The 18,192-nt window shown below is 40.8% G+C and carries 16 protein-coding genes; 9 read left to right on the forward strand and 7 right to left on the reverse strand.

Annotated elements, in window-relative coordinates:
* Positions 1–8: 8 nt before the first annotated feature.
* The 5 genes from HMPREF9449_RS09100 (at position 9) to HMPREF9449_RS09120 (ending at position 4,351) form a co-directional block, all read left to right on the forward strand.
* Positions 9–1,298: a M16 family metallopeptidase gene (locus HMPREF9449_RS09100; protein ID WP_009136963.1), complete on the forward strand. Its 1,290-nt coding sequence runs from the start codon at positions 9–11 to the stop codon at positions 1,296–1,298.
* Between the two features lie 20 nt (positions 1,299–1,318).
* Entirely contained in the window at positions 1,319–1,831 is a 513-nt protein-coding gene (locus HMPREF9449_RS09105) for a DUF4251 domain-containing protein (RefSeq protein WP_009136964.1), read from the forward strand.
* A gap of 39 nt (positions 1,832–1,870) precedes the next feature.
* The gene (locus HMPREF9449_RS09110) at positions 1,871–2,362 is read left to right on the forward strand and encodes a DUF4251 domain-containing protein (RefSeq protein WP_009136965.1); all 492 of its coding nucleotides are present in this window, start codon (positions 1,871–1,873) and stop codon (positions 2,360–2,362) included.
* Between the two features lie 160 nt (positions 2,363–2,522).
* Entirely contained in the window at positions 2,523–2,855 is a 333-nt protein-coding gene (locus tag HMPREF9449_RS09115) for a PadR family transcriptional regulator (protein WP_009136966.1), read from the forward strand.
* 35 nt (positions 2,856–2,890) lie between these two features.
* Positions 2,891–4,351 (forward strand): PspC domain-containing protein, encoded by a 1,461-nt coding sequence (locus HMPREF9449_RS09120; RefSeq protein ID WP_009136967.1) that lies wholly within the window; start codon positions 2,891–2,893, stop codon positions 4,349–4,351.
* Positions 4,352–4,536: 185 nt separating this feature from the next.
* Here HMPREF9449_RS09120 and HMPREF9449_RS09125 read toward each other — a convergent pair whose 3' ends face one another.
* Complete coding sequence (locus tag HMPREF9449_RS09125) at positions 4,537–5,181, reverse strand: NAD(P)H-dependent oxidoreductase (protein WP_009136968.1); 645 nt, start codon at positions 5,179–5,181, stop codon at positions 4,537–4,539.
* Positions 5,182–6,012: 831 nt separating this feature from the next.
* Here HMPREF9449_RS09125 and HMPREF9449_RS09130 point away from each other — a divergent pair.
* The 4 genes from HMPREF9449_RS09130 to HMPREF9449_RS09145 all read left to right on the forward strand — a co-directional run bounded on the left by HMPREF9449_RS09130 (position 6,013) and on the right by HMPREF9449_RS09145 (position 10,260).
* A complete protein-coding gene (locus tag HMPREF9449_RS09130; RefSeq protein WP_009136969.1) occupies positions 6,013–7,557 on the forward strand; it encodes an acyl-CoA carboxylase subunit beta in 1,545 nt (514 codons plus the stop codon).
* An 18-nt stretch (positions 7,558–7,575) separates the two neighbouring features.
* Positions 7,576–7,893 carry an acetyl-CoA carboxylase biotin carboxyl carrier protein subunit gene (locus HMPREF9449_RS09135; protein ID WP_009136970.1) on the forward strand — a complete coding sequence of 106 codons (318 nt, stop codon included), beginning with the start codon at positions 7,576–7,578 and terminating at the stop codon, positions 7,891–7,893.
* Positions 7,894–7,957: 64 nt separating this feature from the next.
* Positions 7,958–8,875: an ABC transporter ATP-binding protein gene (locus tag HMPREF9449_RS09140; protein WP_009136971.1), complete on the forward strand. Its 918-nt coding sequence runs from the start codon at positions 7,958–7,960 to the stop codon at positions 8,873–8,875.
* 50 nt (positions 8,876–8,925) lie between these two features.
* Positions 8,926–10,260, forward strand: a complete 1,335-nt coding sequence (locus HMPREF9449_RS09145) for an ABC transporter permease (protein ID WP_009136972.1) — start codon at positions 8,926–8,928, stop codon at positions 10,258–10,260.
* A 159-nt stretch (positions 10,261–10,419) separates the two neighbouring features.
* On the opposite strand, the gene HMPREF9449_RS09150 is transcribed toward HMPREF9449_RS09145, so the two are convergent.
* From HMPREF9449_RS09150 to gcvT, 6 genes are all read right to left on the reverse strand, one after another.
* Positions 10,420–12,687: a S9 family peptidase gene (locus HMPREF9449_RS09150; RefSeq protein WP_009136973.1), complete on the reverse strand. Its 2,268-nt coding sequence runs from the start codon at positions 12,685–12,687 to the stop codon at positions 10,420–10,422.
* 60 nt (positions 12,688–12,747) lie between these two features.
* Complete coding sequence (locus tag HMPREF9449_RS09155; RefSeq protein WP_009136974.1) at positions 12,748–14,001, reverse strand: DUF1015 domain-containing protein; 1,254 nt, start codon at positions 13,999–14,001, stop codon at positions 12,748–12,750.
* A 74-nt stretch (positions 14,002–14,075) separates the two neighbouring features.
* Positions 14,076–14,285, reverse strand: coding sequence for a hypothetical protein (locus HMPREF9449_RS09160; RefSeq protein ID WP_009136975.1), 210 nt, complete (start codon positions 14,283–14,285; stop codon positions 14,076–14,078).
* 12 nt (positions 14,286–14,297) lie between these two features.
* Positions 14,298–15,221 (reverse strand): 3-phosphoglycerate dehydrogenase, encoded by a 924-nt coding sequence (locus HMPREF9449_RS09165; RefSeq protein WP_009136976.1) that lies wholly within the window; start codon positions 15,219–15,221, stop codon positions 14,298–14,300.
* A 159-nt stretch (positions 15,222–15,380) separates the two neighbouring features.
* Positions 15,381–16,454 (reverse strand): 3-phosphoserine/phosphohydroxythreonine transaminase, encoded by a 1,074-nt coding sequence (gene serC, locus HMPREF9449_RS09170; RefSeq protein WP_009136977.1) that lies wholly within the window; start codon positions 16,452–16,454, stop codon positions 15,381–15,383.
* A gap of 150 nt (positions 16,455–16,604) precedes the next feature.
* Positions 16,605–17,702: a glycine cleavage system aminomethyltransferase GcvT gene (gcvT, locus tag HMPREF9449_RS09175; protein ID WP_009136978.1), complete on the reverse strand. Its 1,098-nt coding sequence runs from the start codon at positions 17,700–17,702 to the stop codon at positions 16,605–16,607.
* Between the last annotated feature and the right edge of the window lie 490 nt (positions 17,703–18,192).

Raw genomic sequence — 18,192 nt, forward strand, 5'->3', positions numbered from 1 at the left:
TTATCACTATGACAGTCAATCGAAAAATCAGTCCTCCCCTTTCAGAACTAAGCGTTCCGAAAGTTTTGCCCTATACGACTCAAGTGCTTCCCAACGGTATAGAGATGCTCCTCTTACACGACCCGGATCAGGAAGTATTTAAAATGGATGTGGTCTTCGATGCAGGTGCCTATTACCAAAAACAACCCTTGGTCGCTACCACTGCAATCAATATGCTGAACGAAGGAACAATTTACCACAACTCCGCGGAGATAGCGGAAATATTTGATTATTACGGAGCTTATGTAGATTTTAACTGCGGCATGCACAAGGCAGAATTAAATCTTTTATCTTTAAACAAATTTGCCGAAGAAACCATTCCAATTTTGGCGGAAATTCTGTCGAGTAGTACCATTCCTGCTCACGAGCTCGATATTTATCTCTGTAATAAAAAACAGCAATTTCTGGTGGAAAAACAAAAAACAGCCTGGTTAGCCCGAAAAGAATTTACCCGGCTGCTGTTCGGCACAAATCACCCTTACGCCAATACGGTAAAGGAGGAAGATTACGACCGGATCACTCCGGAAATCATCCGGGAATTTTACAAGGAACGACTGAATGCAGGAAACTGCTTTGTTCTGCTATCCGGGAACATAACTCCCGAAATCCGACATATTACTACAGAGACATTCGGCAAACTCTCCCGGCCCAGCAACACCCTGCAGACACCAGTATACGCCTTGCAACCGGCCTTGCCCGGACGCTCCAAAATCGAAAAAGAAGATGCCGTGCAGACCAGTATCCGGATCGGAAAGAAAGGGGTCCGTCTGACGGACGAAGACTATGCCGGATTTCTACTGTTAAACACCGTCCTAGGAGGTTATTTCGGTTCTCGGCTCATGTCCAATATCCGTGAAGAAAAAGGTTATACCTACGGAATTCATTCTTTCAACGTCTCCCTTCCCGAAACAGCCTACTGGTGTGTAGCAACAGACGTAGACAATAAATATACGGAAGCCACTATTGAAGAAGTCCTGAAAGAAATCCGAACCCTCCGGAGCGAACTGATTCCGGAAGCAGAATTAAATCTGGTAAAAAATTTTTTCCACGGCGATCTGCTTCGTGAAATCGACGGCGTATTCGCTCAATCGGATGCCTTGAAACACAAACTACCCTATGGGATAGACAATTGCTTTTACAGTGAAATCATTCATAAAATCAAGCAATGCAACGCGCCCTACCTACGGGAACTGGCAGAAAAATACCTGAATCCGGAACAATTGTATATCGTTACGGCAGGAAAACATCCATATAATTAACGAACGAACACTTATTTCCGATGAAAAACATCTTCCTTCTTTTTCTGTGCCTGGCTAGTTTAATGTTTACAGCAAGAGCACAAGAGAACCGAAAAGCAAAAGATTCCGGTTTTGAAAAATCAATCGCTTTAGCAGAAAGTAACCGCTTTTTAATAGAAGTAAACCGGGCTTTCCCGCTAGGAGGCAAATCCGTCGATTTATTCTCCAACCGCGGAAGAATCACAGTTACCGATTCCATAGCCAAAGGCTTTCTGCCTTTCTTCGGCAGAGCTTATTCTTCCCTTCCGGGAGAAGACGGAGGGATCTCTTTCGACGGTAAAATGGAAAAAAGGGAACTAAAAGTGAAAGAGAAAAAGAAAGGAAAACACCTCCTCTATCGCTTCTCCGTCAAAGGGGAAAACGACACCTATGAACTCTTTCTGGATATTACTGCAAATGGTTCTTGCTCCCTATCGGTCAGAAGCAACCGTAAAAGCCAAATTTCGTACGAAGGAACAATCAGCCCTCTGCCTTCCGGAACTCCTGAACATTAATCTTTTTTCCTCGTATACGGAGATAAAAACTCCGTAACGATGAAACTTTTTCTGCTTACCCTCTCTCTTTTTATTTATCTGATCGTTTCCGGTCAGACAGACAAAACTCGTATCCTAACCGAATTCCGGCATACCCAAGAAATCGTAGAAAGCGGGAAATTCAGAATTGATATCCACATCGCCACTCCCCTTAACGGAATGAATATAGCCGTCGATAGCGCCTGGATCGCAATAGACGGAGAAAAAGCCTGCGGCTATCTGCCTTATTACAGCAGTGGTTATTCTTTTCCCAGACTCGGGGCAAAAGGCATTAATTTTGATAACATGCCTTTCAATAAATCCTTAAAAATAAAAGGCCGGAATGATAAAAAATCATTGAAATACAGTTTTGGTATAGTGGGTAAAAACGACATCTACCGTATACAAATGGATATACAATACGATGGAAGATGTTACATATATATTACGAGCAATAACCACAGCCCGATCTCTTACGTCGGCGATATTATCAAATCCGACCGTTCCGATTAACCTTACTTCCGTTTAAAAAACGAGCTGATTATTTTTATATAAAAAATACAAAAATAATAGTACTATGTATTGCATAGTATTATTTTTTATTTATATATTTGCAATACAAAATAGCAAACCTATAGCAGACATTTGACATTATTTACCAAAACAGCAGACTATGAACCTAGAGAACACACAAGCCCAAATGCGCAAAGGGATTCTCGAATACTGTATCTTATTAATTATATCCCGACAGGACGCTTATGTTTCGGATATCATTCATAAACTAAAAGATTCGAGAATCATTGTCGTAGAAGGTACAATTTATCCGATGCTTACCCGTTTGAAGAATGCGGGTTTATTAGCATACCGTTGGGAAGAATCCCCCCAAGGGCCTCCCCGCAAGTATTATTCGATCACGGACAAGGGCCGGTCCTGCCTTTCGGAACTGGAAAATTCCTGGAACGAAATGACGCAAGCCATTCAACAACTGAGAAATCAGTCTTTTTAAAATCACAACAATCTTAACCGTTAAAAATTACTGTTATGAAAAAGACATATACGATTAGCATAGGGGGACAAATCTTCCATACCGAAGAAGATGCCGGTGATAAGCTTCAGGCTTATATTCAGACTCTAGAGAAACATTATTTCCAAGAAGAAGGGGGACAGGAAATTATGAACGATATTGAGAACCGCATTGCCGAACTGCTTCAGGAAGCTACGCAAAAACAAAATACGGAAGTCGTTACACTGGAAGATATCCAGCAAGTGATCCAGATATTGGGAAATCCGGACGACATTATTTCCGAAGATTATACGGAAACAGTAAAAGAAAAAACGCCCCGGAAACTCTATCGCGATTTAGATCGCAATATGCTGGGAGGAGTAGCCGCCGGTATTGCTAATTATTTCCATATCTCCCTGGCCTTTGTCCGGTTTCTATTTCTATTGCTTACGTTCTTCTATGGCGTTACATTCATTGTCTATATTATCTTATGGATTGTATTGCCTCCCGCCCTTACAGCCAAGCAAAAACTGGAAATGAAAGGAGAAAAAATCAATATTCTCAATATTGAAAAAAATATCAGAAACGGAATTAGCGATCTGAAGGAAAACGGGAAAGTACAGGAAGGCTTCAAAAAGACAGGAGGTTTTATTTCGGAGATACTTATCGCTATCGGCAGAACACTCCTCAAAATCCTCAAAATTATCCTCAAAATCTTGGCCGGAATCCTCTGGATATTTTCCATTATAATTGCACTTCTGCTCGTTGCTGCTCTTATTCCTATCCACCTTACCGGACTGCCTTTTTCTATCCCTACTGCTTTGGGAATATTTGGATTGGCTCCCGCCTACTCGATTATCGCTGTATTTTTGATCTGTATTATTCCTTTCATTTTATTGATCTGGTTAACATCGAAATACCTTTTCCGTTTTAAAAACAGAAACTATTATTTCCCGCTTACGCTGACTATTCTATGGATCACCAGCGCCCTTATCCTCTGCCTCCTGATATTTACGCAGATGAAGGATTTTTCCGGAAATTTGCGAAGTATAACCATTCAGTCTTTACCCATTTCGGCAAAAAAGGAAATTGTCGTGATCGCAAAAGAAACTTATTCTCCCGAATACCGGAACCGTTTCAATACAAAGTATATAGAGGATAAAAATACCCGCCGCATGTTGGGGGCTCCCCGGCTCCAAGTAACTTCTACTCTCCAGGAAGAACCGACATTGACGGTTACCAAAAGAGTATACAATAACTTTCAGAACACCGAAAAGATAGATTATCAGTGGGCCTTAAAAAATGATACTTTATGGTTGGATCATTATTTTTCCGCCCCGAAACAATCGGTCCTTTACAAACAACCGAAGGTAACTCTCCGCCTACAATTACCCGAAACGTATTCTATCGTATTGGATCCCAGCGTAAACCAATCTATGGATGTGGAAAACCTGCCGGAAGAAAATAGAATCGATTCCGACATAACGGAAGAAGACTGAGAAACGAACTTCCAGAATCGTATTCAAATTTCTTTGGAATAAACAACCGATGCCTTGCCGAGGAAGAGGAAAGTTCCGGATTAAAATTTCTTTACCGGAATTTAAAATCCATTCCTCAGCAAGACATTGCAGGAAAATAAATCAGAAATATCCGGAGCATTTTTAACTCTATTTTCAGCACATAACTAATGAGCCGGTAAAAATTTCTCATATAAATACGACAGCATTTTAACATGAGCGGAGCGTTCTTCTTTGGAGGAAGCATCGATATGTCCGAAAAAATGATGGGCTTCTATCTGCATACCGCAAAATTCGAAAATTCCCACGTCGCTGGTTTTCTTCATCGCTTCCAGCATTCCGTTCTTTTCATATTCCTCAAAAGGCATACCAAAATTATTGAGAATAATGATCTTCTTCCCTTCCAATAATTTTTTAAGTTCTCCTAATCCTGTAATTTCATAGGCAAAACCTCTTGAAAATACGCGGTCAATATAACCTTTCATGATAGCCGGCATACCTGTCCACCAGATCGGATAGATAAACGTAATTAAATCGGCACAACGGATATAATCCTGTTCCAGTTTAATATCATCCGGAATTTCTCCCTTCCGAAGAGCCCCAAAATCTTGCATACTCAATACCGGATGAAAACCCAGATTATATAAATCCCGGACCACTACTTCATTATTCGTATCTTCCGTCAACTGAACAATTTCGTCTTTATAAGCAACACTTAAAGATTTCGGATCCGGATGTGCCAATACAATCAGATGCTTTATCCGTTCCCCATTTTTATCTTTAAAACCCGTATACGCTTTTGTCGTTTCCATAAATCAATCTTCTTTACAAGTTTATCACTTTTCCTACTTTCCTCTTTAACGTACAAACACGTCCGAAGTTACCGTCTGGTATGAACTTTCTGATATTTATTCCGATCACCTCATTTTTACACATTAGGGACGTGCCCTAATGTGTAATTTTTTGTTTTTCCTCTTTCCCTCTCCAAAAACTCAGGTATCCAGTTTGGATATAATTCTAATTGCTCCTTTATAGGAGGCGACACCTGTATATTACATTTCGAAAGATAAGGAGCTAAATTCTTTTGAACAGCTTTTGAAAAATGAAATACCCAATAATCTATTTTTTCTTGATCTATGAATATTTTTCAGCACAGCTTATTTCATTGAAATGACGAAATATCACTTTAAAAGGTTCCTATCCAAAAGCAGATTGTAACTGATAAAATTTCCTATATTCCAAAGAAGATTCTGGTTTTCAATAGGTAAAATCCTCTAATAAAAGATATTTAGAAAAGCTGGAAATGCTCCAATCCTTTACCCCCTTTTTCAGTAAACCAAAATATAATCCTAATATAGAATAGGAAATATAAATTACACAAAAGGGCACGTCCCTAATGTGTAATTTTTGATTTTATGAAGAAGAAGAAAATAATTATCCTTCACGAATAAACTTATTATCTTCTGAAATTTCTTTTTATCAATCCTTTTAAAACCTACAACTAAGCCTTCATTTAGAATCACATCGCAAGGGGGCGGGGGAAAATTATTTTTTTAATCATTTTTTTTTACTATCATTGTCGTTGAAAAATGTGTCCAGTTCGTTAAAGGCTGAGGTGCAATTAATTAACAAAATTAATAAATATGTCACTTAAAAGGAATATTCTTGATTTAAGGAAGAGAAAAGAAATCGTCCTCCAAGGTGGTGGTGAAGAAGCGATTAAGAAGCAGAATGCGATGGGGAAATTGACTGCCCGTGAGAGAATTCAAGGGATTGTCGATGCCGGTTCTTTTCATGAGTACGACATGTTCGTAGAGCATCAATCCAAAGATTTTGATATGGATAAAAAGGTCCTTCACGGCGACGGTGTTGTCATTGGTACCGGGACGGTATACGGAGAACCGGTTGCCGTTTATGCGCAGGATTTTACCGTTGCGGGAGGCTCGCTGGGGCTTATGCATGCCCGGAAGATTACCAAAATCATGGACCACGCTATTAAAATGCGCATGCCAATAATTGGCATCAACGACTCGGGAGGTGCCCGTATCCAGGAAGGTGTGGATTCTCTGGCCGGATATGGAGAAATATTTTTCCGGAATACGATGGCTTCGGGAGTTATCCCACAGTTATCTGTTATTTTAGGACCCTGTGCCGGTGGTGCAGTATATTCTCCTGCCTTAACGGATTTTGTTTTTGTAGTAGATAATATTTCCAAAATGTTCATCACGGGTCCGGAAGTTGTAAAAACCGTTCTGGGTGAAGTGGTCTCCATGGAAGACCTGGGAGGGGCAAGGGTGCATGCTGCTATCAGTGGGAATGCTCATTTCTTTGCCTTGACCGAACAGGAATGTTTCGAGCAGATCAAAAAACTACTCACCTTTATTCCCTGGAACAACCAGCGCAAAGCGAAAGCCTTTCCGGCAAAACCGCCGAAGCCAGAATATAAAATCAACAATATCTTACCGGCTGATCCGACCCAGCCGTATGATGTCCGGGAAATTATCATGGCTGTAGCAGATGATTCCGACTTTATGGAAATACAACAGGATTTTGCCCAAAACATTGTCATCGGTTTCGGACGTATTGACGGGGAGACTGTCGGATTCGTAGCGAACCAACCTTTGGTACTGGCCGGAGTACTGGACTGCGATTCTGCAGATAAAGCAGGTCGTTTTATTCGTTTCTGCGATGCTTTTAACATTCCGATCGTCACATTCGAGGACATGCCGGGTTATCTGCCGGGTGTGGAACAGGAACATATGGGAGTGATCCGGCATGGGGCCAAAGTGCTCTACGCCTACAGCGAAGCGACCGTACCCAAAATTACTGTTATTTTGAGAAAGGCATACGGAGGAGGTTATATTGCCATGAACTCCCGTCACCTGAAAGCCGACTTTATGTTTGCCTGGCCAACGGCTGAAATTGCCGTTATGGGACCGGAAGGGGCTGCCAATATTATTTTCAAAAAAGAAATCAAAGAATCCGCTAATCCGGAAGAAACCCGGAAACAAAAAGTAATCGAATACCGGGAGAAATTTGCCAATCCTTATGTAGCCGCTTCCAAAGGATACATTGATTCGGTTATCGAACCGGAGGAAACCCGTATGTTATTAAAGCATTCTATTGAAGTTTCCAGTAACAAAACCGTTATTGTACCTCAGAAAAAACATGGGATTCCACCATTTTAGCAGAAAGAAGTAAAACTTATGAGTAATACAAAATACGAAAAATTACAGATTGATGGGGTAGAGTACAAAACGACTTTTACTTCCAAATGGATCAACCGGAAAAAATGGGAAGAGCCGAATCTAAACCTGATTGAATCTCATATTCCGGGTACCATTTTAAACATCAACGTAAAAGAGGGACAAGAAGTAGAGGCAGACGATGTGCTGTTGACGCTTCAAGCTATGAAAATGAACAATAAAATTACAGCACCATTTTCAGCTAAAATAAAAAAAATCTACGTTAAAGCCGGTGATCAGATTGCCAAAGACACTTTAATGATAGAGTTAGAAGAATAAATTACTACGGAAAGACCGTCTTCAGACGGTCTTTCCGGCTTTTATAAACCTAAACGACGCCAATATGAGTTTTTTTGCCGCTCAAAATATTATCAAAAATTACGCCAACCATCGGGCTTTGGATGATGTTTCCATCGATATTCCGGAAGGAGCCATTTATGGTTTACTCGGTCCGAACGGAGCCGGGAAAACATCTTTAATCCGGATTATTACTCAAATCACAGGGCCTGATTCCGGGAAACTTTTTTTTAAAGGAGTACCTTTAATTCCTTCCGACATGAATCGGATCGGTTATCTGCCAGAGGAAAGAGGATTGTATAAAAAAATGAAAGTAGGAGAACAGGCCGTTTACCTGGCCCGTTTGAAAGGGATTAATAAAAACGATGCAATAAAGCGACTGAAAACCTGGTTTGAAAAATTCGAGATCGAAGCCTGGTGGGACAAAAAGGTAGAAGAATTGTCAAAAGGTATGGCCCAAAAAGTTCAGTTTATCACGACCGTTCTGCACGAACCGGAAATGTTGATTTTCGACGAGCCGTTCAGTGGATTTGATCCGATCAACGTAGAATTATTAAAAAAAGAAATTCTGGATCTCAGACAAAAAGGCACCACCATCATTTTCTCCACCCACAATATGGCTTCTGTAGAAGAAATATGCAGTCATATCGCTTTGATCAACAAATCCAGAAAGATCATTGAGGGACCGATCAATGAGATCCGGGAAAAATATGCCAACGACACCTATCAGCTAAGCTTCCGGTATGCGCCGGATTTCAAGCCGGAACAATTCACCGGAGAAGAATTTGAAATTCTCTCCCAGAAAACGGAAGGAAATCGTCAGGATATTATTTTACAACGGATAAAACCTTGTAATACCAATACTCTTTTAAGCCGGTTTTTACCCCATATCGATATCTTATCCTATCAGAAGGTTATTCCCGGAATGAACGATATATTTATCAAACTGGTTAAAAATCAATAGTTCCGTTTCCCAAGCAGTCAAGAAGCATTTCTCTAATAAAACATTACACCATGAACAAAACCTTTATCATTATCAGCCGGGAATTTTCGACCCGAGTGCGAAAAAAATCCTTTCTGGTGGTCACGATATTCGTCCCCATTCTCTTTATACTTTTTTATGCCTTTCTGATGTGGCTTATGCTAAAAGACGATACGCAGGAACGGAAAATTGCTGTGGTAAACGCCTCTACGCTGGAAAGACCCCTGGAAACCATCAACAACACCAAATTTGAATATACCACCCAACCTATTACAGAAGAAAATGCTGCTGATTTTCTAAAGAATAAAGATTATTATGCCGTGATGTGGATTCCGGCCAATGTAATGGACAGTGCGGAAATTCCCATCTATTCTTTTTCCCAGGTCACGATGGAACTAAAAAATACGATTTCTTCCCAACTTCGGAAAAAAATTGAAAACATCAAAAAGAGCGCTGTCATTGCAGCCTCGCAAATCCCTGATCTGGAAGAAAAATTAGATGCAACCCGAACGCCCGTAATCGTCCGTACTTTAATGATTACGGAAACCGGACAAGCCAAAGAAAGCTCTTCCGAAATCGCCTCTATCATCGGTGTGGCTGCAGGATTCATCATCTATTTTTTCATTTTTATCTATGCGGCTCAAGTAATGAAAGGGGTCATCGAAGAAAAGACCAACCGGATTATAGAAGTATTGGTTTCTTCCGTCAAACCTTTCCAGTTTCTACTCGGCAAGATTATTGGGGTTGCTTCAGTCGGACTGGTTCAATTTCTAATCTGGATTGTTCTGATCGGAGGTTCCGTTATGGCTCTTCAGGCTGCATTCCTGCCCGATATCGATCTGGAAGCCCTGCGTAACAGCACAAATTTAGCCGCCATGGCACAAACCCAAGAATTGGGGGCGGAAGAATTAGCGGTTATACAAAGTATTGTAAAAACCATAGAACCTAAATTTATCCTGACTTTCCTGGGAGCTTTCCTTTTCTATTTTATCGGAGGGTATTTATTATATGCCTCTCTTTTTGCCGCTATCGGGGCTGCTGTAGACAATGAAACCGATTCTCAACAATTTATGACGCCCCTGTCTATCATTTTAGCCATCGGAGTGTATATTGGTTTTACCGCTATGAAAAGTCCGGAATCGCCCTTAGTATTCTGGAGTTCTCTGATCCCCTTTACCTCTCCAACGGTGATGTTAGTCAGAATTCCTTTCGGGGTACCCGCCTGGCAGATTATAACTTCAATGGCTTTATTGATCGGGGCTTTTATCTTTTTCACCTGGCTTTCGGGTAAAATTTACCGCACGGGTATTCTGATGTACGGCAAGAAAGTTACTTGGAAAGAACTATATAAATGGCTGAAATACTAAAACGGATAAAGAAAAAATAGATTAATGCTCCTGAGCTTTTGCTGATTAACGGGCCCGCGGTACTGATGAAAAAATTAATCGGAAACGATATTCTCTTCCATCAGCGAAGCCTCAATCCGTTTCTGGCAAAAGGCATTAATCTATTTTTATACCTTTCTTTTACTCCCATTCCGGCGGCTCTTGATTTAAGAGCTGTTTTACAAAAAAGTCGTGCAGCCGATGCATGACAAACTTCCCTCCCAAACTATGGGTATGATTGGGCAAGTAAAGTTGTTCGAAATCTTTCCCGGCATTCACCAAAGCATTCACGACCTGTAGAGTAGAGGCCGGATCGACATTGTCATCCAATTCTCCGTTGATCAGGAACAATTTTCCTTTTAAACGCCAGGCATTATCCACATTCGAAGAAGTACTGTACGACTCGTCTATCGGATAGCCCATCCATTGTTCGTTCCACCAGATTTTGTCCATTCGGTTATCGTGGCAGCCGCAAAGAGCTACAGCGGCTTTATAAAAATCGTTATGGAACAACAAGGCGGCCATAGCATTCTGACCTCCGGCCGACCAACCGTAAATACCTACCCGGGTGGTATCCATATAAGGATATTGTTCAGCTGCGGCTTTTATCCAGGCAATCCGATCCGGGAAACCGGCATCTTTCAAATTCTTCCAGCACACATCGTGGAAAGCCTTCGAACGGTTTGCCGTCCCCATCCCATCGATCATCACCACCACAAATCCCAATTCGCACAAACGGGAACTCAAATGATAATAAGCTCTGAAATCCTTTTCTACATGTGAATCATGAGGACCGGCATAAATCATTTCCACCACCGGATAAGAACGGGAAGCGTCGAAATGAGAAGGACGTAAAATAGTCCCCCAAATAGCTGTTTCCCCATCCCTGCCTTTGGCATGAAACACTTCCGGCATTTGCCAACCGGTCTGCAACAGTTCCTTTATATCCACTTCCGGCAATTCAGCTACCACACTGCCGTCACTTCCTTTACGGATCACCGTTCCTCCCGGAAAGTCCGGACGGGAATAACGGTCTACCATATACTGGCGGTCCTCTGAAAATACAACACGATGATTGGCAGATTCCGGTGTCAAATCGACAAAACCCGTACCGTCCATACCAATCCGGCAATAATGTACCTGATAGGGATCTTCTCCTTCTTTCAATCCGGAAGCCGTAAACCATATTTCCCTGTTTTCTTCGTCTACTTTCTCTACTTCCCGTACGACCCATTCTCCCTTTGTAATCTGTTGCTTTACCTGACCGTTCTTTCCATCTATCAAATACAAATGCCTCCAGCCATCTCTTTCGGATATCCAAAGTATTTCTTTACCGTCCTCCAAATCATACCGGAAATTCCGGTTATAATAGACAAAAGTCGGGGATTGTTCATCTATTAAAGAACGTATCCCTCCGGTTTCTGCCTCTACTTCTGCCACGATATACCGTTGATGTCCCCTTTGATTAAACTCAAACGTAAAAGCCCGGCTATCTTCTCTCCATCCGGTCAATTGCAAATAAAACTGATTTTCAAAAAAGCGAGTATCCAAAGGTATTTGCTGCTTTTGCTCTATATTGAACAAAGCCGGTAAATAAACGGGCAACACATCTCCCGGTTTCGCATAATCTCTCCACTGCAAAATAGGTTGTTTTTGGCTTACTGGACTGGATTCAATCAGAGGAATACGTCTTTCCGGTATATCCCGTACTTTTATAACAGCCAACTTTTTAGAATCCGGTGACCAAGCCATCTCTCCGCTATAATAAAAATCTTTTATTCCGTCCCGGCTCAACACATACTCTTTGTCTTCTGCAACGTCTCTAACGTAAATATTATTATCCTTATTATAAGCTTCCCAACGACCATCGGGAGACGACACCCTTCTTTCAGCTTTCGGCTCCGGCCGTTCCCAAACCTTTCGTTCCGGAAGCACCGTATCCCTTTGCACCAATTTATTATGCTTTACGGAATAATACCACTTCCGTCCTTCCCATACAAACTCAAATCCTTTCCGGTCGGTATCGTAATTTATACTCCGGAAAGGTAGTTTTCGGGCTTCTACTTTCCGGCCTGTCATACGGCTCATAGCTGAAGCCAGTTTTTCTGCCTGAAACGCCTTTGTTCTTTCTCCATTCTCTGCATTGACCAACCAAAATATATCCCCTTCCGGACTGTGATCCTGATACCAGAAATAATGTGTTTCCCCAATCCATACCGGTTTTGTTACGGCATGATATACCTGCAAATTCCAATTTCCCAAGGTATCAATTCGACGATAATCCGCCTGAGTCACTTGAGCTTTTACCTCTATTCCACTCAAACTGTAAGCGCCCAGCAAACACAAAATACCGAACAATCGGGAAAAGCGAGTAAAGAGGAAAGAACTGATAAATCCGATTTTTTTCATTTAGCCTTCAATTAAAATTTCTAACGAAGATAAAAAAAGCCGCTTAAAGCGGCTTTTCCATTAGTCAATCTTGTGAATAACAAGTCCTGAGCGCAATTTCGGTTCGAACCATGTCGTTTTAGGCGGCATAATATTTCCCGAATCTGCAATATTCAATAACTGCTGCATAGATACCGGATAAAGGGCAAATGCCACTTTCATTTCTCCGTTATCTACTCTTCTCTTCAATTCTTCCAATCCGCGGATACCTCCGACAAAATCAATCCGTTTTGAAGTCCTCAAATCCTGAATATCCAGAATATCAGCCAAAACGTGTTTTGAAAGTACTGTCACATCCAATACGCCAATGGGATCCTTATCGTCATAGCTTCCCGGTTTTGCCGTCAGCTTATACCATTTACCTCCCAGATACATACTGAATTCATGCAACTTAGCCGGATGATAAATCTCAGCACCTTTGCATTCCACTTCAAAATTCTTTCCCAACTTTTCCAACAGCTGTTCTTCTGTCAAGCCGTTCAGATCCTTTACTACCCGGTTATAATCGATAATTTTCAATTGATTATCGGGGAAATGCACAGCCATAAAGAAATTGTACTCTTCCTTACCGGTATGATTCGGATTTTTAGCTTTATATTCAGCTCCGATACGGGCAGCAGCAGCCGTACGGTGGTGTCCGTCCGCTACATAGGTATAAGGCACCTTCGTAGCAAACAGCTCTTCCAGACGTTTATTCGTTTCCGGACAATTAATGGCCCAGAAATGATGTCCGAAACCATCTTCTGCCACGAAATCGTAATCGGGTTTCTGATTCTTTACGATATCTTCCACAATAGCGTCTATTTCCGGAACTGCCCGGTAAGAAAAGAACACCGGTTCAAGATTTGCATTTACATAACGGGTCAGCACCATACGGTCCTCTTCCTTATCCGGCCGTGTCAATTCATGCTTCTTAATAATTCCGTTCATATAATCTTCGCAAGCTGCACAACCGACAATCCCATATTGTGTTTTGCCGTCCATCGTCTGGGCATAAATATAGAACTTCGGTTCTTCATCCTGTACCAGCCAACCTTTTTCCTGGAACATCTTAAAATTGTCCACACTTTTATGATATACCGTTTCAGAATGTATATCTGTGCCTGCCGGACAATCGATCTCCGCACGGGTTACATGCAACAATGATTTCGGTTTTCCTTCAGCCATCTGAGCTGCTTCTTCCGAATTCATCACATCGTAAGGAAGACATGCCAATTCTTCGCAAACTTCCTGGTTAGGTGTACGTAAGCCTTTAAATGGTTTTACTATAGCCATAATATTCAGGTGTTTAATATGATTAATTAAAATAGTCCATAAGAAAAACTTCCTACGGACTATTAAATGTCGTGCTACAACCGAAAGGGATTCTCTCTTTTCACCAGACAAAAGCCAATTATGACTACTCCCGTCAGCATAAGCACCATAGATATTCCTTCACAAAATCCCAACTGAAAGTCCGATAATTCATGGCGCAACAAACTGCTCATGGAGAAGATCAAAAGTCCTGCAGCGTAGAGCCCCATCCAACATTTTTTTCTAAACTTCCAATTGTATTTCATAACCGGTTCGTATTATTTATTTACTTTGAATTTTGCATCTCCATGTTCCAGGAAAGCCACAATCTGACGGGCTGCAGCAAGACCGGCATTTACGTTTGCTTCTTCTGTTTGAGCTCCCATTTTTTTAGGAGTAAAGAAGTAGCGTCCTTCAAACTGTGCAAATTCGGCAGCATTATCCGGGGCGATATCGGAAATATACTTGAAATCCGGACGATCAGCCATCAATTTCAAGATACCTTCTTCGTCTATCACTTCCTTGCGGGCTGTATTAACCAGTACGGCTCCCTTCGGCATACGATTCAATAATTCGTAATTGATAGACTTCTTGGTTTTTTCAGTAGCCGGAATATGCAAAGAAACATAATCACACATTTCATACATTTCTTCTGCTGAATGCAACGGAGTAGCACCGGCAGCTTTGATTTGTTCGTCAGTCATAAAAGGATCGAAAGCATATACTTCCATACCGAAACCGCGAGCAACACGACCTACATTCTGCCCTACATTTCCGTAAGCATGTACACCGATTTTCTTTCCTTTCAGTTCATGTCCTGATTTTCCGTTATAGAAATTACGGGCCATATAAACCATCATACCGAAGGCCAATTCAGCGACAGCATTAGAATTTTGGCCCGGGGTGTTCATAGCTACTACTCCCTTATCTGTACAAGCCTGCAAATCAATATTGTCGTAACCGGCACCGGCCCGAACAATTACTTTCAATTTTTTAGCGGCATCAATTACTTCTTTTGTAGCCTTATCTGAACGAATGATCATCGCATCTACATCAGCCACAGCAGCGATCAATTCTGCCGGAGAAGTATATTTTTCCAATAACACGAGTTCATATCCTTGTGCTTCAACAATTTCCCGGATACCGTTCACAGCTACCGGAGCAAAAGGTTTATCTGTTGCAATTAATACTTTTGTTGCCATACCTTTATTATTTTAAAAGTTTACGTCCCCGCCTTTATGCTGGCATTCCGGACGTTTTTATTTCTAATTATACATTTTGAATGAAAAACAGCAAAAAAATACGATTAATGATTTACGATCCGCGAAGAACCGTAAATCAAAAATCGTAAATTACCTTTCTTATTTATGAGCAGCTTCGAATTCTCTCATTGCAGAAATCAAAGCGTTCACATCATCCATTGTACAAGCATTGTAAGTAGAAGCACGGAAGCCACCTACTGAACGGTGTCCTTTCACGCCCACGATATTTTTTTGTTTGCAGAAATCCAGAAATTCTTTTTCCAAAGATTCGTATCCTTCTCTCAACAGGAATGGAATATTCATACGGGAACGAGAACCTTCTTTCACTACCGGACGGAACATTTTGCTATTTTCCAATTCATTGTAGATTGCATTAGCTCTTTCGATAGCAAGTTCTTCCATCACTTTCACGCCACCCATTTCTTTTACCCATTTCAAAGTCTCTTTTACTCCGAAAATATTTATACAAGGAGGAGTATTATACATAGAATCCTTATCCACATGAGTCTGATATTTCAGCATCGTCGGAATAGGTCTGTCAGCTACGACATGTTTCAAGAATTCGTCTTTAATGATGACAAAAGTAACACCGGCAGGTCCGAGGTTCTTTTGGCAACCACCATAAATCATAGCATATTTAGAAACATCTACCGGACGGCTGCAGATGTCAGACGACATATCTGCCAATAAGGGCACCGGAGAATCGGGGTCTTTGAAAATTTCAGTACCGCGGATAGTATTATTAGAAGTGATATGCATATAATCTACATCCGAAGGAATAGTGAATTCCGGATAATAAGTAAATCCGTCGGCTTCAGAAGAGGCAACGACCTGCACTTCTCCCCACAGTTTAGCTTCTTTAATAGCAGCTGTAGACCAAGTACCGGTATTTACATAAGCAGCTTTTGTCTTCAGGAAGTTAAACGGAATCATGCAGAACTGCATACTGGCACCACCTCCTAAGAAAAGTACGTGATATCCTTCCGGGATATTCAATACTTCTTTGAATAAAGCAACCGCCTCATCATACACTGCCTGAAAATCAGCAGAACGGTGAGATACTTCCATAATTGACTGACCGGTATTACCGAATTCTAATACAGCTGCAGCCGTATTTTTCAACGTAGAATCGGGCAACTTACACGGCCCGGCATTAAAAATATGTTTTCTCATATCAATTAATATTTAAGTAAAACCATGAATAAACTTTTCAGCGAAAACGTTACAAATATGCAATCTTTATCTTTAAAAACATTATTTTTATAGATAATTATTCGCTTTTTCTTTAAAATTTTAATTACACTCGTTTAATATCCGATAGGCTTAAAAAAACGGCATTTTCACAATTTTTGCTTTCAATGCTTTATTTCTCACCCGGATATAAATTTCAGTATCCAATTTATGGAAACCGCTCTTTACGTATCCCGTACCGATTGATTTACCGGTCAAAGGAGAAACGGTACCGGAACAAACAAGTCCGATCTGATTTCCTTCAGCATCTTCAATCGGATATCCCTGACGGGCAATACCTTTATCCAAAATCTGGAAACCCTTGAGATACCTACTGGGTTTTTCTTCTTTTAATCTTTCATGGAAAGCCCGGTTGACGAAATCATTTCCCGGCACGAATTTAGTAATCCAACCTAATCCGGCTTCAATCGGAGAGTGGGTATCGTCTATTTCATGTCCGTACAGACAAAATCCAGCTTCCAAACGCAGGGTATCCCGGGCACCTAAACCAATCGGTTTAATCCCGAATTCCTCACCTGCTTCAAACACAGCCTTCCAGAGTTTATCTGCATCTTTATTGTAAGCGTATATCTCACAACCACCTGCTCCGGTATAGCCCGTAGTAGAAAAGATAACTTTATCTATTCCTGCAAAAGGAATTTCCTTAAAAGTATAATATTCCATATCGACAACATTTTCAGTTGTCAATTTCTGCATAGCTTTCAGCGCCAAAGGTCCCTGAACAGCCAACTGGCAAATATCATCGGAAGTATTCTCTAAATCCACCCCCGGTTTCATTCCCATTTCCTCTGCATATTTCAAAATATGATTCCAGTCCTTTTCAATATTAGCGGCATTTACGACCAGCAAATATTTTTCAGCACTAAAACGATATACCAACAAATCGTCTACGATTCCCCCTGTCTCATTCGGTAAACAACTGTATTGAATCTTTCCGTCAGTCAAAGCTGCTACATCATTAGAAGTTACCTTCTGTACCAAATCGAAGGCTTTCGGTCCCTTCACCCAGAATTCTCCCATATGGGAGACATCAAAAACCCCTACTTTCTCCCGAACGGTCAAATGTTCGTCTTTAATACCCGTGTATTCAATAGGCATGTTATATCCGGCAAAGGGCGCCATTCTCGCTCCAAGAGCTTCATGAAAATGTGTAAATGGAGTTGTCTTCATTTTTTATATTTTTTAAAATTTAATAAACCATTGGTTTCTTATTTTTTGCACTCATTAGCATATTTTTTATGCTTAAAATATATTCTGTCCGGTATCCTTTATAATTATTCTTTCTGATCAAAAAATTAAACCTTCTGCTGCCTCTTTCTTCTAAACTGAGAGACTGCGTATCAGTAAGTTATCAAAAGACGTATTGTTAGTCACTTTCATACCCGAACGTTTAAAAACGTATACGCCTACACATAAACAAATAACCCTTGGCTCTCTCGAAAGGACCGCAGGTTTTCCCGGCAACAAAATATCAACCTCATTTCTCTTTCCCGGCAACTTTACAAAGATACAAGATTTATTCATTTTTACATTTGCTTTCAAAGATTTTTTAATTTTTCAATCTGAAATAATTTCCATACTTCCTTTGAATTTTTCACTTTTTTATTTTACCTTTAAATTTTAAATGAATTATGTACCAAACAATACAATTATAAATAAA

Origin of the sequence: Odoribacter laneus YIT 12061 (assembly GCF_000243215.1) — a bacterium.
Classification (GTDB): domain Bacteria; phylum Bacteroidota; class Bacteroidia; order Bacteroidales; family Marinifilaceae; genus Culturomica; species Culturomica lanea.

Excerpts from the sequence above, each read along its gene's own strand:
- HMPREF9449_RS09155 (WP_009136974.1), bottom strand. The coding sequence starts at position 14,001 with ATGGCTATAGTAAAACCATTTAAAGGCTTACGTACACCTAACCAGGAA.
- HMPREF9449_RS09100 (WP_009136963.1), top strand. The coding sequence starts at position 9 with ATGACAGTCAATCGAAAAATCAGTCCTCCCCTTTCAGAACTAAGCGTT.
- HMPREF9449_RS09105 (WP_009136964.1), top strand. The coding sequence starts at position 1,319 with ATGAAAAACATCTTCCTTCTTTTTCTGTGCCTGGCTAGTTTAATGTTT.
- HMPREF9449_RS09115 (WP_009136966.1), top strand. The coding sequence starts at position 2,523 with ATGAACCTAGAGAACACACAAGCCCAAATGCGCAAAGGGATTCTCGAA.
- serC (WP_009136977.1), bottom strand. The coding sequence starts at position 16,454 with ATGAGAAAACATATTTTTAATGCCGGGCCGTGTAAGTTGCCCGATTCT.
- HMPREF9449_RS09145 (WP_009136972.1), top strand. The coding sequence starts at position 8,926 with ATGAACAAAACCTTTATCATTATCAGCCGGGAATTTTCGACCCGAGTG.
- HMPREF9449_RS09160 (WP_009136975.1), bottom strand. The coding sequence starts at position 14,285 with ATGAAATACAATTGGAAGTTTAGAAAAAAATGTTGGATGGGGCTCTAC.
- gcvT (WP_009136978.1), bottom strand. The coding sequence starts at position 17,702 with ATGAAGACAACTCCATTTACACATTTTCATGAAGCTCTTGGAGCGAGA.
- HMPREF9449_RS09140 (WP_009136971.1), top strand. The coding sequence starts at position 7,958 with ATGAGTTTTTTTGCCGCTCAAAATATTATCAAAAATTACGCCAACCAT.
- HMPREF9449_RS09125 (WP_009136968.1), bottom strand. The coding sequence starts at position 5,181 with ATGGAAACGACAAAAGCGTATACGGGTTTTAAAGATAAAAATGGGGAA.
- HMPREF9449_RS09150 (WP_009136973.1), bottom strand. The coding sequence starts at position 12,687 with ATGAAAAAAATCGGATTTATCAGTTCTTTCCTCTTTACTCGCTTTTCC.
- HMPREF9449_RS09165 (WP_009136976.1), bottom strand. The coding sequence starts at position 15,221 with ATGGCAACAAAAGTATTAATTGCAACAGATAAACCTTTTGCTCCGGTA.
- HMPREF9449_RS09135 (WP_009136970.1), top strand. The coding sequence starts at position 7,576 with ATGAGTAATACAAAATACGAAAAATTACAGATTGATGGGGTAGAGTAC.
- HMPREF9449_RS09110 (WP_009136965.1), top strand. The coding sequence starts at position 1,871 with ATGAAACTTTTTCTGCTTACCCTCTCTCTTTTTATTTATCTGATCGTT.
- HMPREF9449_RS09120 (WP_009136967.1), top strand. The coding sequence starts at position 2,891 with ATGAAAAAGACATATACGATTAGCATAGGGGGACAAATCTTCCATACC.
- HMPREF9449_RS09130 (WP_009136969.1), top strand. The coding sequence starts at position 6,013 with ATGTCACTTAAAAGGAATATTCTTGATTTAAGGAAGAGAAAAGAAATC.